This is a genomic window from Thalassoroseus pseudoceratinae, assembly GCF_011634775.1.
Taxonomy (GTDB): domain Bacteria; phylum Planctomycetota; class Planctomycetia; order Planctomycetales; family Planctomycetaceae; genus Thalassoroseus; species Thalassoroseus pseudoceratinae.
Map to the genome: position 1 here is coordinate 186,326 of NZ_JAALXT010000007.1, position 20,366 is coordinate 206,691.

Below are 20,366 nucleotides of genomic sequence, written 5' to 3' on the forward strand. Positions count from 1 at the left end.
ACTTGACCGCGAGGAGTGTGCAGGTCGCGAGTGGTATTGTCACAGCGTCGTCAACGGAATGACAATTTCATTGTGAATGTTATGGTGCCGTTGTGGGGGCCGCGATGAGATCAATCGAAAGTTGACGCCCAGCGTGCCCAACTCCTGTGACCATAGCTTTGGAAGCAGCTGGTGGTCGCTTCGGGTCATAGTATTGAGGCCGCAGTTGATTGAGTTTTTGGCTGGCTTCGTCGTCGGAGACGTAATACGTCGCTTTCGCTAAATGAGTGAGATCCGACCCGGACATCTTCAAGGTCTTGATGATCTGCTCGAAAATCGCCTCCGTTTGCTGTTGGCCACTTCCAGGGTTCGGCGAGACAAACCCCGACAAGTAGATCCGATTGTCACCATGAATGCGGGCGACCCGACTGTAGACTGGCGATGCCTTCATTTCCGGTGGTGTGAAGTACGTCACGCTGGATTCGGCTGTCGTGCTGGGAGCGGTTGCGATCATTTCGATCTCGATCGGTCGCGTCCCGCTTGCTGTCCACTCAACATAGGAGACCACCGGCATGTCGACGCCTTGGAATAGTTGTTTCACCTCGCGTTCAACTGTGGCTGCTTCGGTCATTGGATTCAGAAAGCACTTCAACGAGACGACGTGGTCTCGCTTCAACTTGAAATAGCCAATCGTTCTGATTAAGGATTTCAACGTCGCGCGAGTCGCGTTCTGAAGGTCCCCCGGTTCGGCTTGACCGGAAACATAAACCGCATCTCCGGGACGCAAACTTCGCACATGAACGGTCTCCTGCGTCGACCCGTTCTTTGGACTTTCACCCGCAATCACCGCGTCGAGCCCGATCTGATCGTGCTTGTTCGGGAGTCGCGTTTGAACAAATGAGACAGCCGGTCGCGCGTCCCCGTCGTACCAAGCAAGGAGTTGCTTGCTACACACCTCGCGGTTCTGTTCGTCGCTGAGGTAGATATTCAATTTGACCAAATCGGATGTCGACAGCTCACACGCATCAAGGAGTTGTCGTAACTTTTGCAGGACGGAATTGGTTTGCTGCTCGAACGAAGTCTTGGCGTCGGCATTTGGCACAATCTGGTCGGTATGAAGCAGTGTGGCTCCGCGAACCTTGACCGCATCACTGGCCGCCCGATCCGCAGCGTTGCCGTACCGAGTCAACTGGGTTTCATCGGCTGCAAGCTCCGCAACTCCACAACCAAGGAGCAAGACCATCATGGTCCCATAGGAAAAACAACGCATTCAATTCGCCTTATCGCCAACGATGTGTGTCCAATGCCCAAACAATCACTTCGGTTTCTGAATCTCACGCGATGCTGCACGCCGCAATCGCCTTGAAACCGTCTTACGAAGCGCCCCTATGTTACCAACTCATTGCGACAGAAGATATCGCCAACCGCTGATGTGTTGCAAATTCATGGCAAAGTGTGATTCACTAAACTCTTCTTTACGAACGTGCAAACCCGCAACAACCCGCGAACCACAGGATAAGAGTCAACACTAGAATTGACGTTCAACAGACTCGACCGGATCTTGTCTAGTTGGACTTCAATCCGGCGGTGTTCTCTGTGACGACCTGATAGTCTTTCGCATCGAGGGACTTGGAAAGATCAACAGAATATTGCATCTTCGCTAGTGGTTGGAGTGGGGTGTCACTGTATTGAAGCCCTTGGAAGAGTGGGCGACCGAATCGGTTTTTGGGATCGCTGGGCAGTGTCGCAATTTGTTGTCCTTGACGCAGAATGATAAACCGATGGATTCCACTTTCGAGGTCGGCTTTGGCATCCCATTTCAGCACACCACTTTCCACCCGGATGTTCGTCGGTGCGGGTGGTGGAGTGGTATCGGCGACCTGCGTGTTCTTGACATACTGCATCCAAGCCTTCGCGATTCGCTCACTAGGCAACCAGATAGCTTTGAGTTTGTCTCCCGTGAACTTCTCCATTGGAACAGCATCGTTCTGTTCCACCTCGGCCAACCATGCCGTCTGTTTTGGCATCGGCCGAAGTGGTTCCCCGGAAGCATTGGGCAACCGCCGTTGCAAACATTCATCGAACCACGGAATCGCCAAGTACCGTTGGTTGCCACATTCGTGACTCGTTAACGGATCGACTGAAATCCCAATCAAACATCCATTCTCTCGCAAAGGGCGAAAGAACTGTAACACGATCGGCCAGACCCCAGTGAACCGTCCCTCTTTGACGGTCACACCTTCCTTGGTTCCAAGATTCATCATGATGGGAACCTCGAGAGATTCCTCAGGGATTTCGACAATTTTGGCGGACGGACGATCGGGACGCGGCTCGACGAGTGGGGCACCGGACCGTAACCAAGCCGCTGCCACACGATTGGGATGCAGGATCGTCATAATTCCCGCCCAAGTCGCACCGCCACTGTGTCCCCACAACGCCCATGGCACGGTGCTCAGTTCGGGATGACCACTCATCTTGCCAAGATCAACGAGTGATTGTTGAAACGCCGCATCCGAGCCTTTCCGTGGATCACACCAGCGTTGACAATCGGCATCTTGAGGCTGCTCATAGGACGGAGAGAGCAGGGCACAGTTGTGTTTCGCTGCCAACGCTTGCCAATGCAAATCGTAAGCACCAGTCTGACCAGATTTACAGGAACCTTCGCCGCATCCGTGTTGATGGACAATCACGCCACGCAACGTTTTGACGTTTTCAGGAATCCAAACGGTGTACTTGACTGCAATGTCCAGCTTGCCTTCCACCGTGGATGCTTCATACCGCACTCGATAGTACGGCGGCTTGACTTCGGGAACGACATCATACGGCGGACTTTGAGCCACTACGGGGGCCGCATAACTCAGTGCGAGGACGATTACAGTCAAAACAAATGTTTTAGTCATTAGTGGGAAGCCGAGAGTACAGGATGGATTTTCTGACTGATCGTACGATGAATTTGCAGCGAATCGCAAGCACGTCGGACTCGTAACGCCGTCTCATGGTGAAGTAACAGTCTCGAACAGACGCACTATGACCCAACAAACATTCCCACCAACACGACTCGGATAGCATGTCCAACTCGTGAAGGAACATTCACCTGTTCAGATCACTCCCTGCGTATGCATCGCTTTCATTCACTTTGGTCGATATGTTTTGATAAGGTCCATCGACATTGATGGTCCAAAATCTCGTGTATTGACCACCGGTTCTCAATCGTTCGCCCATTGACGAAGATTCGATTCCCCAATGAATAGACCACACAAATCAACCGCGACTCGCAGACAGTTCCTCACGCAATCCGGATTGGCAGCGGCTGCGTGTTGGTACCCCTCGATTTTCTCCGCATCGAATTCAAGTCGATTGTGGGCCGCCGGTGGCGAAAGTGAACGTGCGGATGTGTTGATTGTGGGCGGTGGGCTCGGCGGTTGTGCGGCAGCTCTCGCCGCGACACGCCAGGGATTGCGAGTCATCATGACCGAACCCACGGATTGGATTGGCGGCCAATTGACACAACAACTAGTGCCGCCCGATGAACACCGGTGGATTGAGTCGTTCGGAGCCCCCGCGAGTTATCGACGGTTGCGTGATCGGATCCGAAACTACTATCGAACGAAACGTCCGCTCAAGCCCGCTGCAAAGTCGAGACCCAACCTTGATCCGGGCGATGGAGTGGTATCGCGACTCTGTCATGAACCCCGCGTTGCGTTGGCCGTGTTGGATGAGTTGTTGGCACCGGCTGTGAAGCAAGGACTACTAAAGATTCGACTCAACACGCAGCCGATCGGAGCCGATGTCGATGGCGACCAAGTCCGAGCAATTCAATTCAAAAGCCGCGACCATGCCCAGCCAATCCACATCGAGGCCGACTATTTTATCGATGCCTCGGAAGAAGGGGATGTGCTTCCCCTGACTGGAACGGAGTATGTCACTGGTTCGGAGTCACAGAAAGAAACCGGGGAACCGAGTGCCGGTGATGAGGCGAGACCCGACAATATGCAGTCGATCACATGGTGCTATGCAATCGACTATCTGCCGGATGAAGACCATACAATCGACAAGCCAGCGATGTATGACTTCTGGCAGAAACACGTACCGGCTCTCACACCACCATGGCCCGGTCGACTACTAGCATTGCACTATTCCAACCCTTGGACGAACGAACCTAAAGTCCTCGGTTTTGCACCTCGGGCGGCCGGCAGAAAGACTCCGAAAGTTCAGGGGCTGAATCTTTGGCTCTACCGACGCATCATTAACGAAGACAACTTCGAAAAGGGCACTTACGCAAGTGACATCTCCGTCGTCAATTGGCCTCAGAACGACTATATGTTGGGCAACATCATTGATGTGAGCCCTGAGGAACGAAACAAACATCTGGAAGGTGCGCGACAGTTGAGTTTGTCGTTGCTCTATTGGCTACAAACCGAAGCACCGCGTCCTGATGGACAAACGGGTTGGAAAGGTCTGCGATTGCGACCAGACGTCGTGGGCACAAAAGACGGTCTCGCCAAGTATCCGTATATTCGGGAGTCGCGTCGAATCAAGGCGGAATTCACGGTTCTTGAGCAGCACCTCGACATTCAAGGAGAGGAACGTCGCAAACTCGGCGAGCACTGGGTGGCTCCGTCTTTTCCGGATTCTGTCGGAGTCGGACACTATTCGATGGATCTCCACCCCTCAACAGGTGGTGACAATTATCATCACACAAGTTCTCTACCGTATCAAATTCCTTTGGGAACACTCATTCCTCAACGAATGAGAAACTTGATCGCGGCCTGTAAGAATATCGGTACCACACACTTCACGAATGGAGCCTATCGTTTGCATCCTACAGAATGGGGGATTGGCGAAGCAGCAGGCGCACTTGTTGCCTATTGCCGTGCGAACAATCTCACGGCCCATATGGTTCGCAATCAAGACAAGCATCTCAAGGATTTTCAAGATCAACTTGTCAAGTCTGGCGTGGAACTCGATTGGACAAAACTAGCCTAATCGATGTTTTCTCGATTAAAGAGACACAGCAAGTGACACTAACACCAACGTGTTTGTATTGAGCGATTGGTGAAACCGTTTTTTGGACGCTCTAGTTTTTGTGACTTTTTCTAAATGATTGGTCAATACATACCATGCCTCAAGAGACTTCTGGCAATTGGAGTTTTCTTCATGTGAATGATAGTCATATGGGGTCTCCACGTTCGTATCGGTTCCGACCGGCTGTCAACAAACGATGGGCAGCGATCAAACATCAAATGTCGCAAACGAATGCGGACTTACTCTTACATGGTGGCGACTTGACTCGCGATGGCGATACCCATGAGTTTGAATATCGCCAAGCCGCTGAAGATTTGGAGACCCTCCCGTTCCCGGTTTTCGTAATTCCCGGCAACATGGATGTCGGCAACAAACACACGACCGTGAACGGGACAAAACTCCGCTGGAAGGGTTTAGAGTGGAATGATCCAGACTGGAACATGACCGAGCGAAGACTCGATCTCTTTTCGAGTTATTTCGGCCCGATCCATTGGACTTTTATGCATCGGGATGTGCGTTTTACCGGGTTTTATGCGGCGGTCGCCGGCACGGGATTCCCGCATGAAGAGCGATTGTGGAGTCTTCTGGAACGCCTCCCGGAGTTACCTCCCGCAAAGCATCATGTGGCCGTTATGCACTATTGGCCGTTCATGGAGAGCCTCGACGAACCCGATTGGGATTTGACGAACGGTGATGAGTACGACAATTGGTATTTTTCGATCAACCCTCCACACCGCCAACGATTGTGGGAACTCCTCAAGGCGGCCAAGGTCGAAATTCTGTTTTGCGGGCATGTGCATACGGGTCGCCCTGTGCAAATCGTGGACGGCATTCGTATCTATCGGACGCAACCGGCTGGGAACACTGGGCAGCTCGTGGAGCGTTGGCCCGACGCGGACACACGGTTTGGATTTCAACGATGCGATGTAACTGCTGAGGGGATCGAAGTCACATTTGTGCCGGGCAATGATCAATGTGACGAGTTCGGAACGTTCGGTCCGCTTGGTCACCCGACTGTCAACGAACGAGACTACTCCGTGGCTCAAGAGCTTCCGCCACTCCAGCCCGATGCCGACGCACTCAGTTGATTCCCGCAGACATACCATTGCCACTGTTCCGGCAATCCGACTCGATCTGGTCTCGCGGAGATCAAAACTTGGTTGCTCTAGTCTTCGGCTTCGGATGACTCAGTGATCCACTGTTTTGCCTCCGCCAAATTAGCGTAGGGGAAGTGTTTGATTTCTGCAGCAACGAAGTGGTTTACCATTGTGTCGGCAATGTCTCCTAATGGGGAATTCGTCACAATGGCGACGCGTTTGACTTCCTGATGATGATCGCGGACAAACCGAAAATGATTCGTCATTGCGGAGAATGAATCCCAACCAGGAAAATTTTCCGTGTGGATCACCAAGCCCATCAATTGGCCCGCCTGTTCAACCAATGGGTCAATCTGTTTCGCGGCTGCGGCGAAATCCTCTTTGGACAATGGCCCCGAAGGCGTTAACACTGCGATGAGTTTCTCATGATCGATTTCCACATTCAGCATGGTCATGCCTTTCACTACAAAACTGCAAGACGTTGACTCGACAAGATACTGTCAGCAGTATTTTGACTCATGCTGTCATCATTCGCGAACGTCAAGCGGAAGCACGATGACGGCTTCAAAGAATTGGCGTTTGCATGTCGCAATTTGTCTTGGGTATACTTGAGACGCATCAAAGTTCTTTGAAGAGTCGTTGCATTCAATGGACTCTAACCCATGTCTCGGGTTTTCACTGACGAGTTCACTGCGTTTCCGGATTGTGCTCACTATGCTTCCATCATATCGTGTTCTTGTCTTTGGTCTATGTTGCCTATCGCAAAGTTGCTTCGTGAGCCCAGTTCGGGCCGATGACGAGGCGGAGCAACGGTACCCTGACCCCATTAACTTGGATGTTCCGCACATCTCCACGGACCCTACGGTGCAGTACGATTACCCAATCGTCTATGTCCGTGTGCCACGCGAGGGTGATGATGTCGTCTCGAAGTGGCCTGAAATTGCCCACCCGGTGGAACTAGACGCCGGTGGCGATTTGATGCTGTTGATGCCGAACGGTCAGGAAGAAGTCTTGGTCAGAGGCGGCGACGGCTCGGTAACCGATCCTGTGGTTTCTCTGGATGGGGAGTGGGTGTTCTATTCGCACATTCATGACATGACCGTCAACTGGGCGGGCAAGTTCCCACGTGGCGGTGCGGACATCTACAAGATCCATCTGAAAACTCGAAAGATTGTCCGTCTGACGCATCAAAAGTTTACGCCCAACACCGGGGCGGCGGATTGGTCGAGCGATTTCGTCAGCAAAGAAGACGGCAAAACCTACTTCGACTATGGCGTATTCAACATGGGGCCTTATCCACTTCCGGGCGGGCGAATTGTGTTTACGAGCAACCGCGACGGTTTTCGGCCACCCAAGCACAATGGCCCCACGCTGCAACTTTTCACGATGGACACAGACGGCCAAAACGTCGAGTGCATCGGTCATTTGAACGTCGGTATGGCGTTGCACCCGGTAGTGCTGAACGATGGGCGAATCATCTTTAGTTCGATGGAATCGCAGGGACTCCGCAGCGGTCTTTTGTGGGGACTGTGGACAATCAATCCCGATGGCACAGGATGGGCTCCGGTGATTAGTGCGTTCGATACCGGCAGCGCTCCCAATGCGTTTCACTTCCAGACGCAACTTTCGGATGGTTCGATCATTGCTGAGGAATACTATAATCAGAACAACAGTGGGTTTGGTGCGTATGTTAAACTGCCACCGAGTGTCGAGGCGGGTTACTCCGCGTTCGGTCCAGGCGACTTGCGGGATGAGCGAAACTCACCGCTTCGGTTCGGTCGGTTCTACAATTCCAAACCGAAACTGTATCGCTTGCCGTTTAGTCCTTTCGGTATCGAATCGTTCACTCGCTTTGCCAATAACGGTGAAGGTCCTGCGGACTATTCGCAGTTGGAAGATCGCAAATCTCCCGCCGTCGGAAAGTTCACTCATCCCTCAGCCGCACCGAACAATCATCTGCTCACGGTCTACACGCCTGGTCCGGCGAATCATCAGAATGGATTGAAGAAACCGGCCATCGATGGGGGAATCTATCTGATCAAAGACGGCATACCGATTGATGAACCTGCCGAGATGCGACTCATCAAAAATGATCCGCGGTACAACGAACAATTCCCGCGGGCCGTGGTTCCGTATCAACGGATCTATGGAATCAAAGAACCGGCGACGATAGAACCGCTAGCGAATGATGGTTTGCTTTCGCCGCACTTGCCAGAGGGTACGCCGTTCGGTCTGGTCGGCAGTTCGAGTCTCTACAAACGCGAAAGCTATCCTGGAGGAACCGTTCCGGAAGGAAGTGTGACAGCCACGTTCGCAGGCGGACGCGACGCCAACGGTTACACAGCACTCGATCCGTTTAACACGTCCCAAAATGGAGCCTCGCTGAATTGGTTTAATCAAGGCAGTGATGCGGGCGTTTATGATAACGAGGACATTCACGCAATTCGGATTCTGGCAATGGAGCCGACGACCGATCGTCATCGTGGACCCAATAGCGGACGCCGGTTTCGCAGCCATGCCATGGAACGGCTACGAATTTTAGGAGAGATTCCGGTCCGCAAATTCGATGAAAACGGCAAACAACCAGTCGATCCCGACGGCCACCCCGACACTAGTTTTCTGACAAAGATTCCCGCCGACACCGCGTTCACATTTCAAACGCTCGACGAACAGGGAATGGTGCTCAACATGGCTCAGACTTGGCATCAAGTTCGTCCCGGTGAAGTTCGGCACGATTGTGGTGGCTGCCATGCTCATAGTCAGGAACCGACCGAGTTCTCTCTAACCGCAGCCGCAAAGGCAGACTATCAAGTCTTCGATCTCACGGAGTCCACACCGCTGCTCACTAGTCAACAGAACGATGAATCCGGCCGGCAATGGGATGCAGACAATTCCACCGGTTTGGCGAATGTGCCAAGGGGAGTTGTGAACGTGGAGTACTTCCGTGATGTGCAACCGATCCTACAACGCAGTTGTGCCGCCTGTCACACTTCCCAAGATGGCAAATCACCGGCGGGCAACCTTGATCTCGCTGCGGATGCGGAACGCGTTAACATACCGCACAAAGGGCAATTTCCAGGCACTTACTACCGGCTCGCGATGGATCAGCAAGCCAAGTTCGGCCATAAGCCCGTCATCCACAACGGCACCTGGCGACAAACGAATGCTTCCCGGTACGTCCGTAAGTTCCAATCCCGGCGAAGCCTTCTAGTATGGAAAATCTTCGGCGAGCGATTAGATGGCTGGACCAATAACGACCTCCCCACAGCTCGTATGCCGGGCGATCCCGATACGTTGGAGCAAGCCGGACAACCTGTGCCGAACACGCAAACCAATCGTGACAAAAGCGACTTGGACTATCGTGGTTCCATCATGCCACCGCCCGATGCGGTGAAGTCGGGAAAGGTCAAACCGCTTTCCGAAGACGATCGCCTCACACTGATCCGCTGGATCGACTTGGGTTGCCCGATCGACTTGGACTACGACCCAGAAAATCCCGAGCGAATCGGATTCGGCTGGATGTGTGACGACAAACGTCCCACCCTCACTCTCGCTGAACCCAAGCTCGATCAATCAAAACCTCTCGATCGGATCCTAATCGGTGCATTCGACTACGGCTCCGGTCTTGATCCCGCGAGTCTGAACGTCGTGGCCGACTTCCCGATTGACGACAGGGCCGCGGGAACGAATCTTGCAGATCGTTTTCGTGAGAAAACTCCTGGTGTGTGGGAGTATCAGCTTTCGAAGCCGATTTCAGTCCCCACAGGCACACTTCAAATCGCAATCGAAGATCAGCAAGGCAATAAAACTCAGATCGTCCGAACGCTCTCGAAGAACACTGAATAACAGATGTTTGGTTCGGGATGTTGCCTAGATTTTCGTTGTGAAGCCGTGGGTGGCCTACCGATTAATAGACCGGATTTGCTCGTGGGGTCGACGAATGGCGACCAATCTGAAGTTGCACCGGCAATTCTAGCGTGAGATGCTGTTCCCATTGATCAACGGGCACGTCCCAAGCTCGATGCCGGTATGGCTCCGTTAATGGCAGGATCCATTCCGAAAACCTCCAAGTCCTAGGCTCAGCTGCAAGATTGACCGAAGGATCAACCATCATCTGAGGTCTGCGGCCGTTCAAAGAAACTAGTGCTAGCACACGTACTTCCAAGTCACCATAACCACGTGCCAACAAATCATTGTGGATGTGCTGACACATCTGATGAATCATCCGCGGATCCCGTGTGGCCACTGCATACTGCTTTCCATTCATGCCATGGTGTGCCGGGTTCGCACATTGAGTGATTCCGGTCTGAGGATCAGTGACGTAGATTCGCAATGCCGAGATTTTGCCTCGGACGAGCATATGCCAGGAAAAGTGATGTGCGTACTCGTTCCAACTTGGGTTTCCAGGAAGCACATAGTGCCGAAATGGCATTAGCACATGAAACAGCACAAAAGCCCCTAGGAAGCTAATGAGCATACGCTGTTGCCAACGCGGTGGAACATTCGTCGGTAATAGAGTCATCGGGCGATATCGTTGGAGACGAAACATCGCCCACAATCGGCGTGGCCAATCCGGTTCAAAGAAGACCGTCGTCGCCAACATCATCAACCAAGGGAAGATGCCGATCGGCCAGACCAGTGCATTCGTCAAATGAAATCCAATCGCTGTGATGAACGCGATTTTTCGCGTCGGCTTCCACAATAGGGCCGGGACGATCGCCAAGTCGAAGATGAGTCCGCCCCAAACGAAGCATTGCACAAACCATTCTTCGGTGAACCATGGTCCGCCCACAAAAGGCGTATCGGCCTTGTTCGCCAATGCATAACGCATGGGCTGACCACGAAGCCAATCGCCGTTGAGTTTTGATATTCCGCCGAAGACATAGGGCAGGGCAATCACAAACCGCATGAGCCAAAGCGTCCAAACGGCCGTCTGCGGTGAGCGAATCTCGCGATGCAATAACGCATCGCAAGAAAACGCCTGGTTCGCCGGAAGCAGCGGAAGCAACAGGCTTAAAATCGTCACTAGGTAATAGTGATTCTGATAGTAAGTCTTATCGATAAGGAACACATAGGTAAATGCGAGAGCATACAGAAACGCTGCAAGTCGATAACGCAGCCCAATTGTGATCAATATCGACAGCAAAGCCAACACATAGAAATGGATATGCATTCCATGGAGGATGAACCCATCGAAATCAATCTTGACCGGCCAGGGTTTAATCCAGTCAAACCCATAGTACGTGAAGTGAAATGCCGGCAAGATATATTGGTAGTCAACGATCTGAAGAACAATATACTTGACGGCAAACCACGTCATAATGACGCCAAACGAAATGCGATAGACAATCAACCAATCGTTCGGCACCGGTTGATAAAGCCGTTCCGTAAACGAACTCGCGAAACGAGTCCGCAAGCTATCACGGTCAGAAGCATTCGCAATGGATTCTGTATCACTCATAATATCGACTTCAAGCATGAGAATCCGAAGTCACTGCAACTGTTTGTTGACAGACTGATCGCCCGATCAAAGTCCACGATCCGCCCAAGGCCCTGTAATCGCAAAGGTAATCCCTGGACTTTGCATGTTGACAAAGAGCCATTTTCCATCGGGGCTGAACGTGGCACCGGCCCATTCACTTCCGCGATAGTCACCCTTGATTCCGTTTCGCTCGCCATTCAAAACCGCATTGTTGGCTGCGAATGAGAACAACTGCCCATCTGGAGTTAGACCATGTAAGCGTTGAGGAACCAAATCACCATCTTCGCAAAGTACCATCCCACCACGAGGACTAACTGCAATGTTGTCCGGACTATCAAGCACTTCTGTTGCCGGTGATTCAAACACCAATGCCAATTGATCTTCCTGAGGGTTATAAGACCAAATCTGACCGCTCCCGGTACGTCCGCCACTCGTCGAAACAAAATAGATCAAGCCGTTCCCATACCAACAGCCTTCGAGTCGTGCGAACCGCGTGCCCCCCTTTTGACGTCCTTGATTGAAGACCCCTAAAGCGTCCTCAGTGCCTGGCGTGTGAGCGCGTCGGGGATCATCAATTTTGACCCATTCGCAATCGAACGTTGCTCCGCGATTCACGCCGCCGCCCAAGTCTGCCTGCTTCGGCACTTTGAGCATTTCGAGTGTACCACCGGCCGACAACTTCCCCGGTGTCTTGGGGATGAACCGATAGAAGCCGGCCGTTCCTCGGTCTTCGGTTTCATAGACAATTCCCGAATCCGGATCGACAGCAACCGCCTCGTGCACAAACCGCCCCATATCGTGTAGCGGTTCTGCCACGGCGTTTCCGCTTGCGGGAACCTCAAATATCCAGCCATGGGTTTCTTGATAAGCCAGTTTCTTGCCGTCATCAATACTACCCGGCCCAAGCACAGTTTCTTCGCAGGATAGCCACGTTCCCCACGGTGTTGGCCCTCCTGCACAGTTCCGGACCGTGCCGCCCAAACTCGGCTGAGCAGATCGCCATTCACCGACGCGGGTATCGAACTGCAAATTCATGCAACCCCCACCAGCTCGATGATCATAGACAATCGTCTCTTCCCCGAAGGCACCATTATCCGAACTTCGTTCGTGGTTGCGACAGAGCGTCACCACGCCCTCGTCATCCATCGAGATCACAGCCATTCCGTCGTGAGCCGAAGGCGTCCGCGTGCCGTCGTCAATTTGATCGTGAGTCCAACCAAACGTGCGATAGCGGAAACCCTCTGGCAACTGAATGAGTTTCAATCCAGTTGACTCGTCCTTGACTGGCCGAAGCGGACCATAGCCGATTGTCCGGGCATCATTCTTGGCCGCGCGAGCTGTTAACGCATCAAACGCCCCGACAACGGATGCCGATCCAATCGCAGCACTACTGACACGCAGAAAATCTCGTCGAGAAAACGGCTCTTGGTGATCCATGAGAAAGTCCTTGTTGTGATTACCAACGGAGAAGGTGTCATCATGACAGCGATGTGCCAAACACATGCACTAGGTTTTCATTCTTCGAGTCGTTTCTCAAGCCCAGAGTGTCTTGAAACTCAAAACTCATCGAATGTTTTCACAACCCTCATATTTCAGCAACTATTAAGGGATGACGTGTTTGTTGAAAATGCGATGAACTTGCGAAATCTGACGTTGTATATCCAAAGCCTGCCGATAGCATCGCCGGAAACACACCAGCGCTACCCTGCCATTTTCTAATTGTTGATGACTCGATAGTCCCGAGTTCAGTTCTGACTGCTAACGTTGTGGATAACGAGACACAATGGCGGCACCTCTTACCAACTTGCGTATTGAGGCTTGTGAAGAACGGAACCAACAACGTCTTTTTGAACATCATGTCGGTGTTCGTGTTCGACCGTCGTATTAACAGGAGATTTGAAGGATGAATCTGCGTCGTCTTGGTTTTACTCTCATTGAACTACTAGTCGTGATAGCAATCATTGCGATTCTCATTGCTCTACTTTTGCCGGCTGTACAACAGGCTCGGGAGGCTGCCCGTCGAACCCAATGCAAGAATAACCTGAAGCAGATTGGACTCGGGCTACACAACTACCATGATACGTTCCAACGCTTTCCTTGGGGGATTGCAACCGACGTTGACGACAGCGCAGGATTTGATGACGACGGATATAGTTTCTTCGCTCATATCCTTCCATTCATCGAGCAGAAAGCGTTGTTCGAACAAGTAAATCCGCAGTGCACCGCTGGGGTCTTAAGAACCTATTACGACAATAACGGCGGAACTCCTGGCACGACTATTCCAGGTGGTGATATCGTGATCCCAGCGTACAAGTGCCCCTCGTCAACACTACCTGAAATCGTTCCCGAAACTTGGGCTATTCCTGGTGGTCCCAGTGGGTCGATGCGAGCTTTGTCCGTTGGTTATGCCACAACTGACTACAAAGGTGCGGGCGGAAGCTGTAACGGCGACAACGGAATGCTACACAAGCGAGCGGAAGTTCTCCAAGGACGTCGAATTGCCGACGTGACCGATGGAACGAGCAACACAGTCTTCGTTGGTGAATCCGCCTATGTCTCCGATGGCCAGGACTGGCCAACTTGGATTGGCGCCACGGGCAGTGATGAGTCAAACCGATTCAACGGACGGACATCCGCTCCCATTAATGCCGGAGTCAACCCGAACAATATGTACAACGCGGTCAGTGATGACAGTGCTTTTAGCTTCCATACAGGCGGTGCCCAGTTCCTATTCGTTGACGGATCGGTCAAGTTCATTACAGAGAACATCGACAACACTCATAACGGATCGTGGTGTGCGCTCAACGGCATCAACGATGGTATCGTCATCGGCGAGTACTAGAGCAAGGCTCGTTTTCGTGTTGCGTCGAATGCGGTGTATTCTTCGGAAAACGCCGGCTATCGAACGCCACACACGAACAAAATAAGTCTAGCAGCCGTTGTGCATTTTTCTATGACCACTAGCCCTGATGGGATTCTCAATGTCTAGAAGGTATTACTCATTCCTAGTTGGCTTAACAGCCCTGTGCGGGCTAGGCTGTGGCGGCGGAACGGACGAGTTCCCTGTTGCCGAAGCCACCGGCCAAGTTCTTTGTGAGGGGAAACCGGTCGCGAACGTTCGTGTTTGGTTCAGCCCCAAAGCCACCGGAAACTCAGCAAATTCCGGAAAACAAGGTAACGCTGTCACCGACACCGAAGGTCGTTTTGTGGTCTCGACATATGAAACAGAGGACGGTGCCGTCATTGGTTCGCATGAGATCACAGTGTCTCGTACCGGCGAAACGACTGATTGCCCCTGTGCACTCGACATGGCTCAACCTGTCAAGGTCGTCGAGGTCGCGGACGGTGAAGACAATGACTTTACGATTGAGCTTCCAAAAGCGCGACCGGGTCGCCGAGGGCAATCGGCAGTCCAGGAAGATGAAGACGATTAGAGATTCATCTTCGGAACGTTGGCGGCCAACAGGTCGTTCTTTACAAACTCGCCTGTCGATCCATCTACCGACGAGAGGGGCTGTCGATCTCTATGTTGGTTGCTCAATACTAGTCAGTGCTGCTCACAATTTGATATACTCTGATCTCATAGTCACAGTTCAGCGAATGCGTTTCTACCCTTGATGCGTGTCACCCCCTGAACCTTGGCTGCATGGGCTAAAACTTTTTTGAGGTTCAATGATGCTTTGTCTGTCGAAACGACAATGTTCGATTTTTACCGCTCTTTGTTTCTTGCATATGGCCAGTGCTGCAAGCTACTCGCAAGAACGGGAGCCAAAACCACAGGAGGGGTATCAGGGGATGGTGGTCGAGCCGACTCTACCGGTGGCTACCGACGTCCCCGATCGGATTCTTGTCTCTTGGAGTCGTAACCCTGCGACATCGTTTTCCGTCACTTGGAGAAGCAAAGCTGGTGCCGATGCCGTTGCGGAAATCGCCGAGGCGACCAAAGGACCACAATTCTTGAAGAACGTCGAACGAGCCAAAGGTGAAACTTCCAAGTTGAAGACAAACCTTGGCGTGGTTCATATGCACGCTGCCACGTTCGATGGACTCAAGCCGGATACGTTATATACCTATCGTGTCGGCTCGAAACGAACGCGACCACTTGCGAAAGAATTCGCCGGTTCTCAGCACGCCGACTCTGTTGATTACGCCTGGAGCGAATGGTTTCAGGTTCGCACGGCGAAAAAGTTCGACAAGAAGGTTTCACCCGCTCGCTTCGTCTATGTGGGCGACGCCCAGAATGACGTTAAGAGTCTATGGTCGCGGTTGATTCGAGAGTCATTCCGCGATGCTCCACGCATGACTTTCATGTTGCACGCCGGCGATCTCATCAATCGTGGTAACAATGATCAGGAGTGGGGGGAGTGGTTTCACTCCGGTGATTTCATTTTCGCCACTGTCCCGCAGATCGCCATCCCTGGCAACCATGAATACGATCGTGATCCGTTCCACCCGAATTACGAGAAGAACCCTGGTGAACGCTACTTGACCCGTCGTTGGGCGCAACGATTTGAATTCCCGAAAAACGGCCCGAAAGGAATGACCGAGAACGTCTACTACATTGATGTTCAAGGAATTCGAATTATCGGCCTCGATTCCCGTAGCAATGAAGTGGAACTCCAGGCGAAGTGGTTGGAGGGAGTTTTGAAAAACAACCCCAACCGATGGACCATCGTCACTCATCACCATCCCGTTTACTCGACAAGCCGCGGACGCGACAACCCTCAACTCCGCAAGTATTGGCAGCCTTTGTACGAGAAGTACGGCGTTGACCTTGTCCTGCAAGGGCATGACCACAGTTACGGTCGGTCCGCTCCGCTCGCCGTCCACGATCATGATCACGAGCACGGTCACAACCATGACCATGCGGGAGAATCCAACGTCGCCACTGGCTTACGTGTCGCCGATTCCAAAGGCCCGGTTTACGTCGTTTCCGTGAGCGGACCTAAAATGTATTCGCTCAAAGATTACTCGAAAGGCGAAAACCCGTTCGAGAAACACATTGCCAACACGCAACTGTATCAGGTGATCGATATCAACCACGATGCGTTGAGCTATGCGGCCAAGACTCCGACTGGCGAAACCGTCGATCATTTCCACATCGTCAAAGACGCTAAGGGAGATTCGACGTTTATGGATCACCACGATCACTAACGGTGGACCAACACGAAGTCTCTGAGTGAAGAGCTTTGTATGGCGAACCATCGAAATCGCTCCCGGTATTCGGGGGCGATTTTTTATGTGACCCGGAATAGTGAACCGGCGTACGCACCGTTTCGTTGATATACCGGTCGGATTCAATTACAAAATTGGAACAGGCAATAGAGTCGGAGCTTCAAAAACGAGGATTCCTGGGAATTTCAATTTTTGAAGCCCCAAACCGCTGGCGTTCTTTTTACAATGAGTAATTCGCCAGATTGCCAAACGACCCCACCATCCAATGGAGACCATTCCCAATGACTCCCGTCAATCGATCATTGAATCGCCGCCACTTTCTTCAGACAGGACTCGCCGCCGGGGCATGGCTTGGTGTGGCATCGAGCCGGACATTTGCCGCCAGTCCGAACAACGAAATTCGTCTCGGGTTTATTGGGTGCGGTGGTCGCGGAGGGCAGTTAATCAACCTCTTCAAGGAGTTGGACGAGGTTAAAATCGCTGGGCTTTACGATCCGGATCCACGACGAGCAGCCGGGGCCAAGAACGGTTCCCGCACAAATCCGACGATCTTCTCGAGTCTCGAGGACTTGCTCGAAAGTGATGACATCGATGCCGTTGTGATCGCAGCTTGTAACCACTGGCATTGCTTGGCAGCCATCATGGCGATGGAAGCGGGCAAAGATGTCTATGTGGAAAAACCGCTCTCGCATACGCAGTGGGAAGGTCAGCAAGTTGTGGCGGCGGCTCGCAAGTACAACCGCATCTGCCAAGTCGGAACCCAGCAACGATCCGACCCTATGCAGGCGGAAATTAAGAAGTTTCTCCACGAGGAAAAAGCACTCGGCGAAATTCAGTCAGCCCGCGTCAATCGGTACGGACAACGGGGACCGATCGGTAAACGATCGACGCCGCTGAAGATCGACTCCAACGTGGACTACAACATGTGGCTCGGGCCGGCACAGGATGAGCCGATTTATCGCAACAACCTGCACTACGATTGGCACTGGGATTGGAACACAGGGTCTGGGGAAATGGGCAACTGGGGCGTCCACGTGCTCGACGATCTTCGCAACAATGTTTTCCGGGACCAAGTCTCATTGCCGAAACGAATCTTCGGTGGCGGCGGACGTGTTGCCTGGAACGATGCTGGTGACACGCCGAACGTTCATTTCGTGTACTTCGACACCGGCTCCATTCCGGTCGTTATTGGTCTGAGCAATCTCAAGGAAATCGGATCGGCGAAGCATCCCGGCCCTGGCAGCGGGTACATCGCATACTGCGAAGGTGGACGGTTCGAAGGCCAACGAGGTCGCGCGGTTGCGTACGACAGCGATGGCAAGAAAATCAAATCCTTCAAAGGCACCGGCGGCAACACGCTGCATCAGCAGAACTTCATTGATGCCGTCCGATCCCGCAATTCGTCAATCTTGAACACCGATGTTCTCGTGGGACATCACTCCACCGGTTGGTGCAACCTTGCGAACATCGCGTTCCAATCAGGCAGCACGTTCAGCCATGAGGCGGCCAAGGAAATCGATGGCGGAGAAGGTGTTTGGAGCAGTCTGCTCGAAGAAACTGAAAAGCACTTGGCTTCTCACAACATCAAGATGGAAAGCTCGGAGATCAAACTCAGTCCGCTGCTGACCGTCGACGCCGAAAAGGAAAAGTTCGTTGGTGAGCATTCTGAGCAAGCCAACAACCTCCTCAAGCGGCAATACCGCAAAGGCTTCGAAGTCCCGGAAATTGCGTAACGGCCGTTTCAGCCGAGTGTAAGTTTGGTGTCAGCGTCTGATGGCCGGGTTTTTGTGAATCCCCAGTCATCGGACGCGACGCTCATCATACGCTTTGGTTTAGTTCCGCGCGATGGCTTCGTGGATGAACCGCAGGAATCCCTTGGCAAGATGGCGATCGGCGGTAAACTGACGACGAGCCGCGCTGAGAGACTCGACGCTGCGTTCAAGCCAGTAAGCGTTGTCGGTGGCGAGCCGATTCAACTCGTGAACGAGTTCGTCGGTATCGTCGCAAACGATGATGCCGGAAACATCATCGAGGAATGTTCGCTCGCAGGTCAGCCGATCCACAACGACGGGTGTGCCCATCGCCATGGATCGCAATACGCAAAAACAACGAATCCCGTTATCCTTGATGTGGACGGTCGCCCTGGATTTCGCCATGGTTGGCAAATCATGCACGAGCCCATCTGGGTTACCGTTGCCAAAGACTTTGACTCGCTGATTCGCCAGTCCCTTGTTGACACGCTCCAGCCGTGCCCAGGAGTCTGGCCACGATTGCCGGTATTTGTGGATGTAGGATGCCAATCCCGATCGCTTGTTCGGGTCGAGCGAAACTGGCGGTAGATTCTCCCAATCCAAAAGTTTTCGAGTGTGAAACGTGTTGCATGACGACATGATTTCCAACGCTCTGCGGCTGGGACCCATGAAGTGCTTGATGTTGAGTTTCTTAAGCGCCTCAAAGATGTTATTGCCATGCCGCACAATTAACGGCACATGCGGATTGTACCCTCGCAGATGTCTCTCGAACTGCTGCACTTGGGCATCTGTAGTGACAATGACCGCTCCATACACACTTTGTCGCAGACGTTGAATGATGGCTTCATCGTCAGGCGAACCAACGCCGAGTTTTCCAAGCCGGTTTCGCTCCGAGTCGCTCATGGTTGTTCTGACGAGCCGACTCTTTGGAGGGCCGATGTCGAGAGGAACGCCGGAAGCACGACACAGCTCGGCAATCTCCACGGACGAATCGCCGTGCATCGAAAAGAACAAGACCGACGGGGTCGGACGGGAATCAACCGTCGTGGCGAAAGCTCGTTTCTTGATGTGATAGCCGCGGTTGAGAAGTCGGTGTAAAGCAACACGGTCCTCGTGTGTGAAGATGGCGTTGTACTGTTCTTTGTGACCATCATCGGGATTTCGAATCGGCTCCAGAGCTTGGCCGTTGAGCGTCCAACCCTGATACCCCAACTCATCCATAAGTGCGAAGAGTTCCTGTGTGTTGCTGCCCATCTCGCGAAGAAATCGGTCTGTCACTTCGAGAACAATAGTCGGACGCCATCGTCGCAATGTCCGACGCATCCCATGCAGAGCCTGCACCTCGGCCCCTTCGATATCCAGTTTGATCACATGCACCGGTCGGTCACTCGGGATTTCATCCCATTGTCGTAACTCGACCGGGTAATTGGTCGCAGATTGAGAGATTGGACGAAGTGACGAGATGCCAGTATGGTTTTGCGGACCTTCGTAGAACCGTGCGGTTCCATGGCCGTCCGAGAGTGCATACGGCAACACATTCACGCACTGCCGATGCGGAAGAAGTTGGACATTCTCCTGTAGAAGTTTCCGGACCGACCGTGCCGGCTCGAACGCGGTCACGGTTCCCGATGGTCCAACGCATTCGGCCGCCAAGAGCGTGAAGTATCCGATGTTCGCGCCAGCATCGACAAAGTGGTTCCCCGGTTTAAGCAGGTTTGTGATCAGCCGACTCACCGCCCCCTCGAATTCACCACACTGAGCAATAATTTGGCTACAACGATCGTGCTGATACGCTTTGATCACGAACCCAAAATTCGTTTGAGCCAAAATGTACGGCTCAGAGGTTGCCTGGGCCAC

The 20,366-nt window shown here is 52.7% G+C and carries 13 protein-coding genes; 7 read left to right on the forward strand and 6 right to left on the reverse strand.

The genetic code is table 11. The annotated features are described in order from the left end of the window. Positions 1 to 79 precede the first annotated feature (79 nt). Together G6R38_RS23320 and G6R38_RS23325 are read right to left on the reverse strand one after the other, a co-directional pair. Positions 80 to 1,249, reverse strand: coding sequence for a RidA family protein (locus G6R38_RS23320; protein ID WP_166831197.1), 1,170 nt, complete (start codon positions 1,247 to 1,249; stop codon positions 80 to 82). A gap of 295 nt (positions 1,250 to 1,544) precedes the next feature. After that, positions 1,545 to 2,879: an alpha/beta hydrolase family protein gene (locus tag G6R38_RS23325; RefSeq protein WP_166831198.1), complete on the reverse strand. Its 1,335-nt coding sequence runs from the start codon at positions 2,877 to 2,879 to the stop codon at positions 1,545 to 1,547. 343 nt (positions 2,880 to 3,222) lie between these two features. Between G6R38_RS23325 and G6R38_RS23330 the strand changes: the two genes are divergently transcribed. Further along, on the forward strand, positions 3,223 to 4,965 hold the full coding sequence (locus tag G6R38_RS23330) for an FAD-dependent oxidoreductase (protein WP_166831199.1): 1,743 nt from the start codon (positions 3,223 to 3,225) through the stop codon (positions 4,963 to 4,965). Between the two features lie 134 nt (positions 4,966 to 5,099). Next, positions 5,100 to 6,092, forward strand: a complete 993-nt coding sequence (locus G6R38_RS23335; protein WP_261345413.1) for a metallophosphoesterase family protein — start codon at positions 5,100 to 5,102, stop codon at positions 6,090 to 6,092. Positions 6,093 to 6,169: 77 nt separating this feature from the next. On the opposite strand, the gene G6R38_RS23340 is transcribed toward G6R38_RS23335, so the two are convergent. Continuing rightward, a complete protein-coding gene (locus G6R38_RS23340; RefSeq protein WP_206028699.1) occupies positions 6,170 to 6,556 on the reverse strand; it encodes a SpoIIAA family protein in 387 nt (128 codons plus the stop codon). Between the two features lie 319 nt (positions 6,557 to 6,875). Here G6R38_RS23340 and G6R38_RS23345 point away from each other — a divergent pair, with 319 nt between their 5' ends. Beyond that, a complete protein-coding gene (locus G6R38_RS23345; protein WP_166831201.1) occupies positions 6,876 to 9,947 on the forward strand; it encodes an HzsA-related protein in 3,072 nt (1,023 codons plus the stop codon). 61 nt (positions 9,948 to 10,008) lie between these two features. Here the strand turns inward: G6R38_RS23345 and G6R38_RS23350 are convergent, their stop codons facing one another. Next, complete coding sequence (locus tag G6R38_RS23350; RefSeq protein WP_166831202.1) at positions 10,009 to 11,562, reverse strand: HTTM domain-containing protein; 1,554 nt, start codon at positions 11,560 to 11,562, stop codon at positions 10,009 to 10,011. A gap of 66 nt (positions 11,563 to 11,628) precedes the next feature. Further along, complete coding sequence (locus G6R38_RS23355) at positions 11,629 to 13,020, reverse strand: PhoX family protein (protein WP_166831203.1); 1,392 nt, start codon at positions 13,018 to 13,020, stop codon at positions 11,629 to 11,631. Positions 13,021 to 13,486: 466 nt separating this feature from the next. Between G6R38_RS23355 and G6R38_RS23360 the strand changes: the two genes are divergently transcribed. The 4 genes from G6R38_RS23360 to G6R38_RS23375 all read left to right on the forward strand — a co-directional run bounded on the left by G6R38_RS23360 (position 13,487) and on the right by G6R38_RS23375 (position 18,491). After that, positions 13,487 to 14,425: a DUF1559 domain-containing protein gene (locus G6R38_RS23360; RefSeq protein WP_166831204.1), complete on the forward strand. Its 939-nt coding sequence runs from the start codon at positions 13,487 to 13,489 to the stop codon at positions 14,423 to 14,425. Between the two features lie 139 nt (positions 14,426 to 14,564). Further along, positions 14,565 to 15,017: a hypothetical protein gene (locus G6R38_RS23365; RefSeq protein ID WP_166831205.1), complete on the forward strand. Its 453-nt coding sequence runs from the start codon at positions 14,565 to 14,567 to the stop codon at positions 15,015 to 15,017. A gap of 298 nt (positions 15,018 to 15,315) precedes the next feature. Then, positions 15,316 to 16,737, forward strand: a complete 1,422-nt coding sequence (locus G6R38_RS23370; RefSeq protein ID WP_240928354.1) for a purple acid phosphatase family protein — start codon at positions 15,316 to 15,318, stop codon at positions 16,735 to 16,737. 302 nt (positions 16,738 to 17,039) lie between these two features. Further along, the gene (locus G6R38_RS23375; RefSeq protein WP_166831207.1) at positions 17,040 to 18,491 is read left to right on the forward strand and encodes a Gfo/Idh/MocA family protein; all 1,452 of its coding nucleotides are present in this window, start codon (positions 17,040 to 17,042) and stop codon (positions 18,489 to 18,491) included. 99 nt (positions 18,492 to 18,590) lie between these two features. Here the strand turns inward: G6R38_RS23375 and G6R38_RS23380 are convergent, their stop codons facing one another. Further along, entirely contained in the window at positions 18,591 to 20,366 is a 1,776-nt protein-coding gene (locus G6R38_RS23380; RefSeq protein ID WP_166831208.1) for an FkbM family methyltransferase, read from the reverse strand.

Coding starts and splice junctions, on each gene's coding strand:
- G6R38_RS23365 (WP_166831205.1), top strand. CDS start 14,565: ATGTCTAGAAGGTATTACTCATTCCTAGTTGGCTTAACAGCCCTGTGC.
- G6R38_RS23320 (WP_166831197.1), bottom strand. CDS start 1,249: ATGCGTTGTTTTTCCTATGGGACCATGATGGTCTTGCTCCTTGGTTGT.
- G6R38_RS23335 (WP_261345413.1), top strand. CDS start 5,100: ATGCCTCAAGAGACTTCTGGCAATTGGAGTTTTCTTCATGTGAATGAT.
- G6R38_RS23360 (WP_166831204.1), top strand. CDS start 13,487: ATGAATCTGCGTCGTCTTGGTTTTACTCTCATTGAACTACTAGTCGTG.
- G6R38_RS23340 (WP_206028699.1), bottom strand. CDS start 6,556: ATGACCATGCTGAATGTGGAAATCGATCATGAGAAACTCATCGCAGTG.
- G6R38_RS23370 (WP_240928354.1), top strand. CDS start 15,316: ATGGCCAGTGCTGCAAGCTACTCGCAAGAACGGGAGCCAAAACCACAG.
- G6R38_RS23350 (WP_166831202.1), bottom strand. CDS start 11,562: ATGAGTGATACAGAATCCATTGCGAATGCTTCTGACCGTGATAGCTTG.
- G6R38_RS23330 (WP_166831199.1), top strand. CDS start 3,223: ATGAATAGACCACACAAATCAACCGCGACTCGCAGACAGTTCCTCACG.
- G6R38_RS23325 (WP_166831198.1), bottom strand. CDS start 2,879: ATGACTAAAACATTTGTTTTGACTGTAATCGTCCTCGCACTGAGTTAT.
- G6R38_RS23375 (WP_166831207.1), top strand. CDS start 17,040: ATGACTCCCGTCAATCGATCATTGAATCGCCGCCACTTTCTTCAGACA.
- G6R38_RS23355 (WP_166831203.1), bottom strand. CDS start 13,020: ATGGATCACCAAGAGCCGTTTTCTCGACGAGATTTTCTGCGTGTCAGT.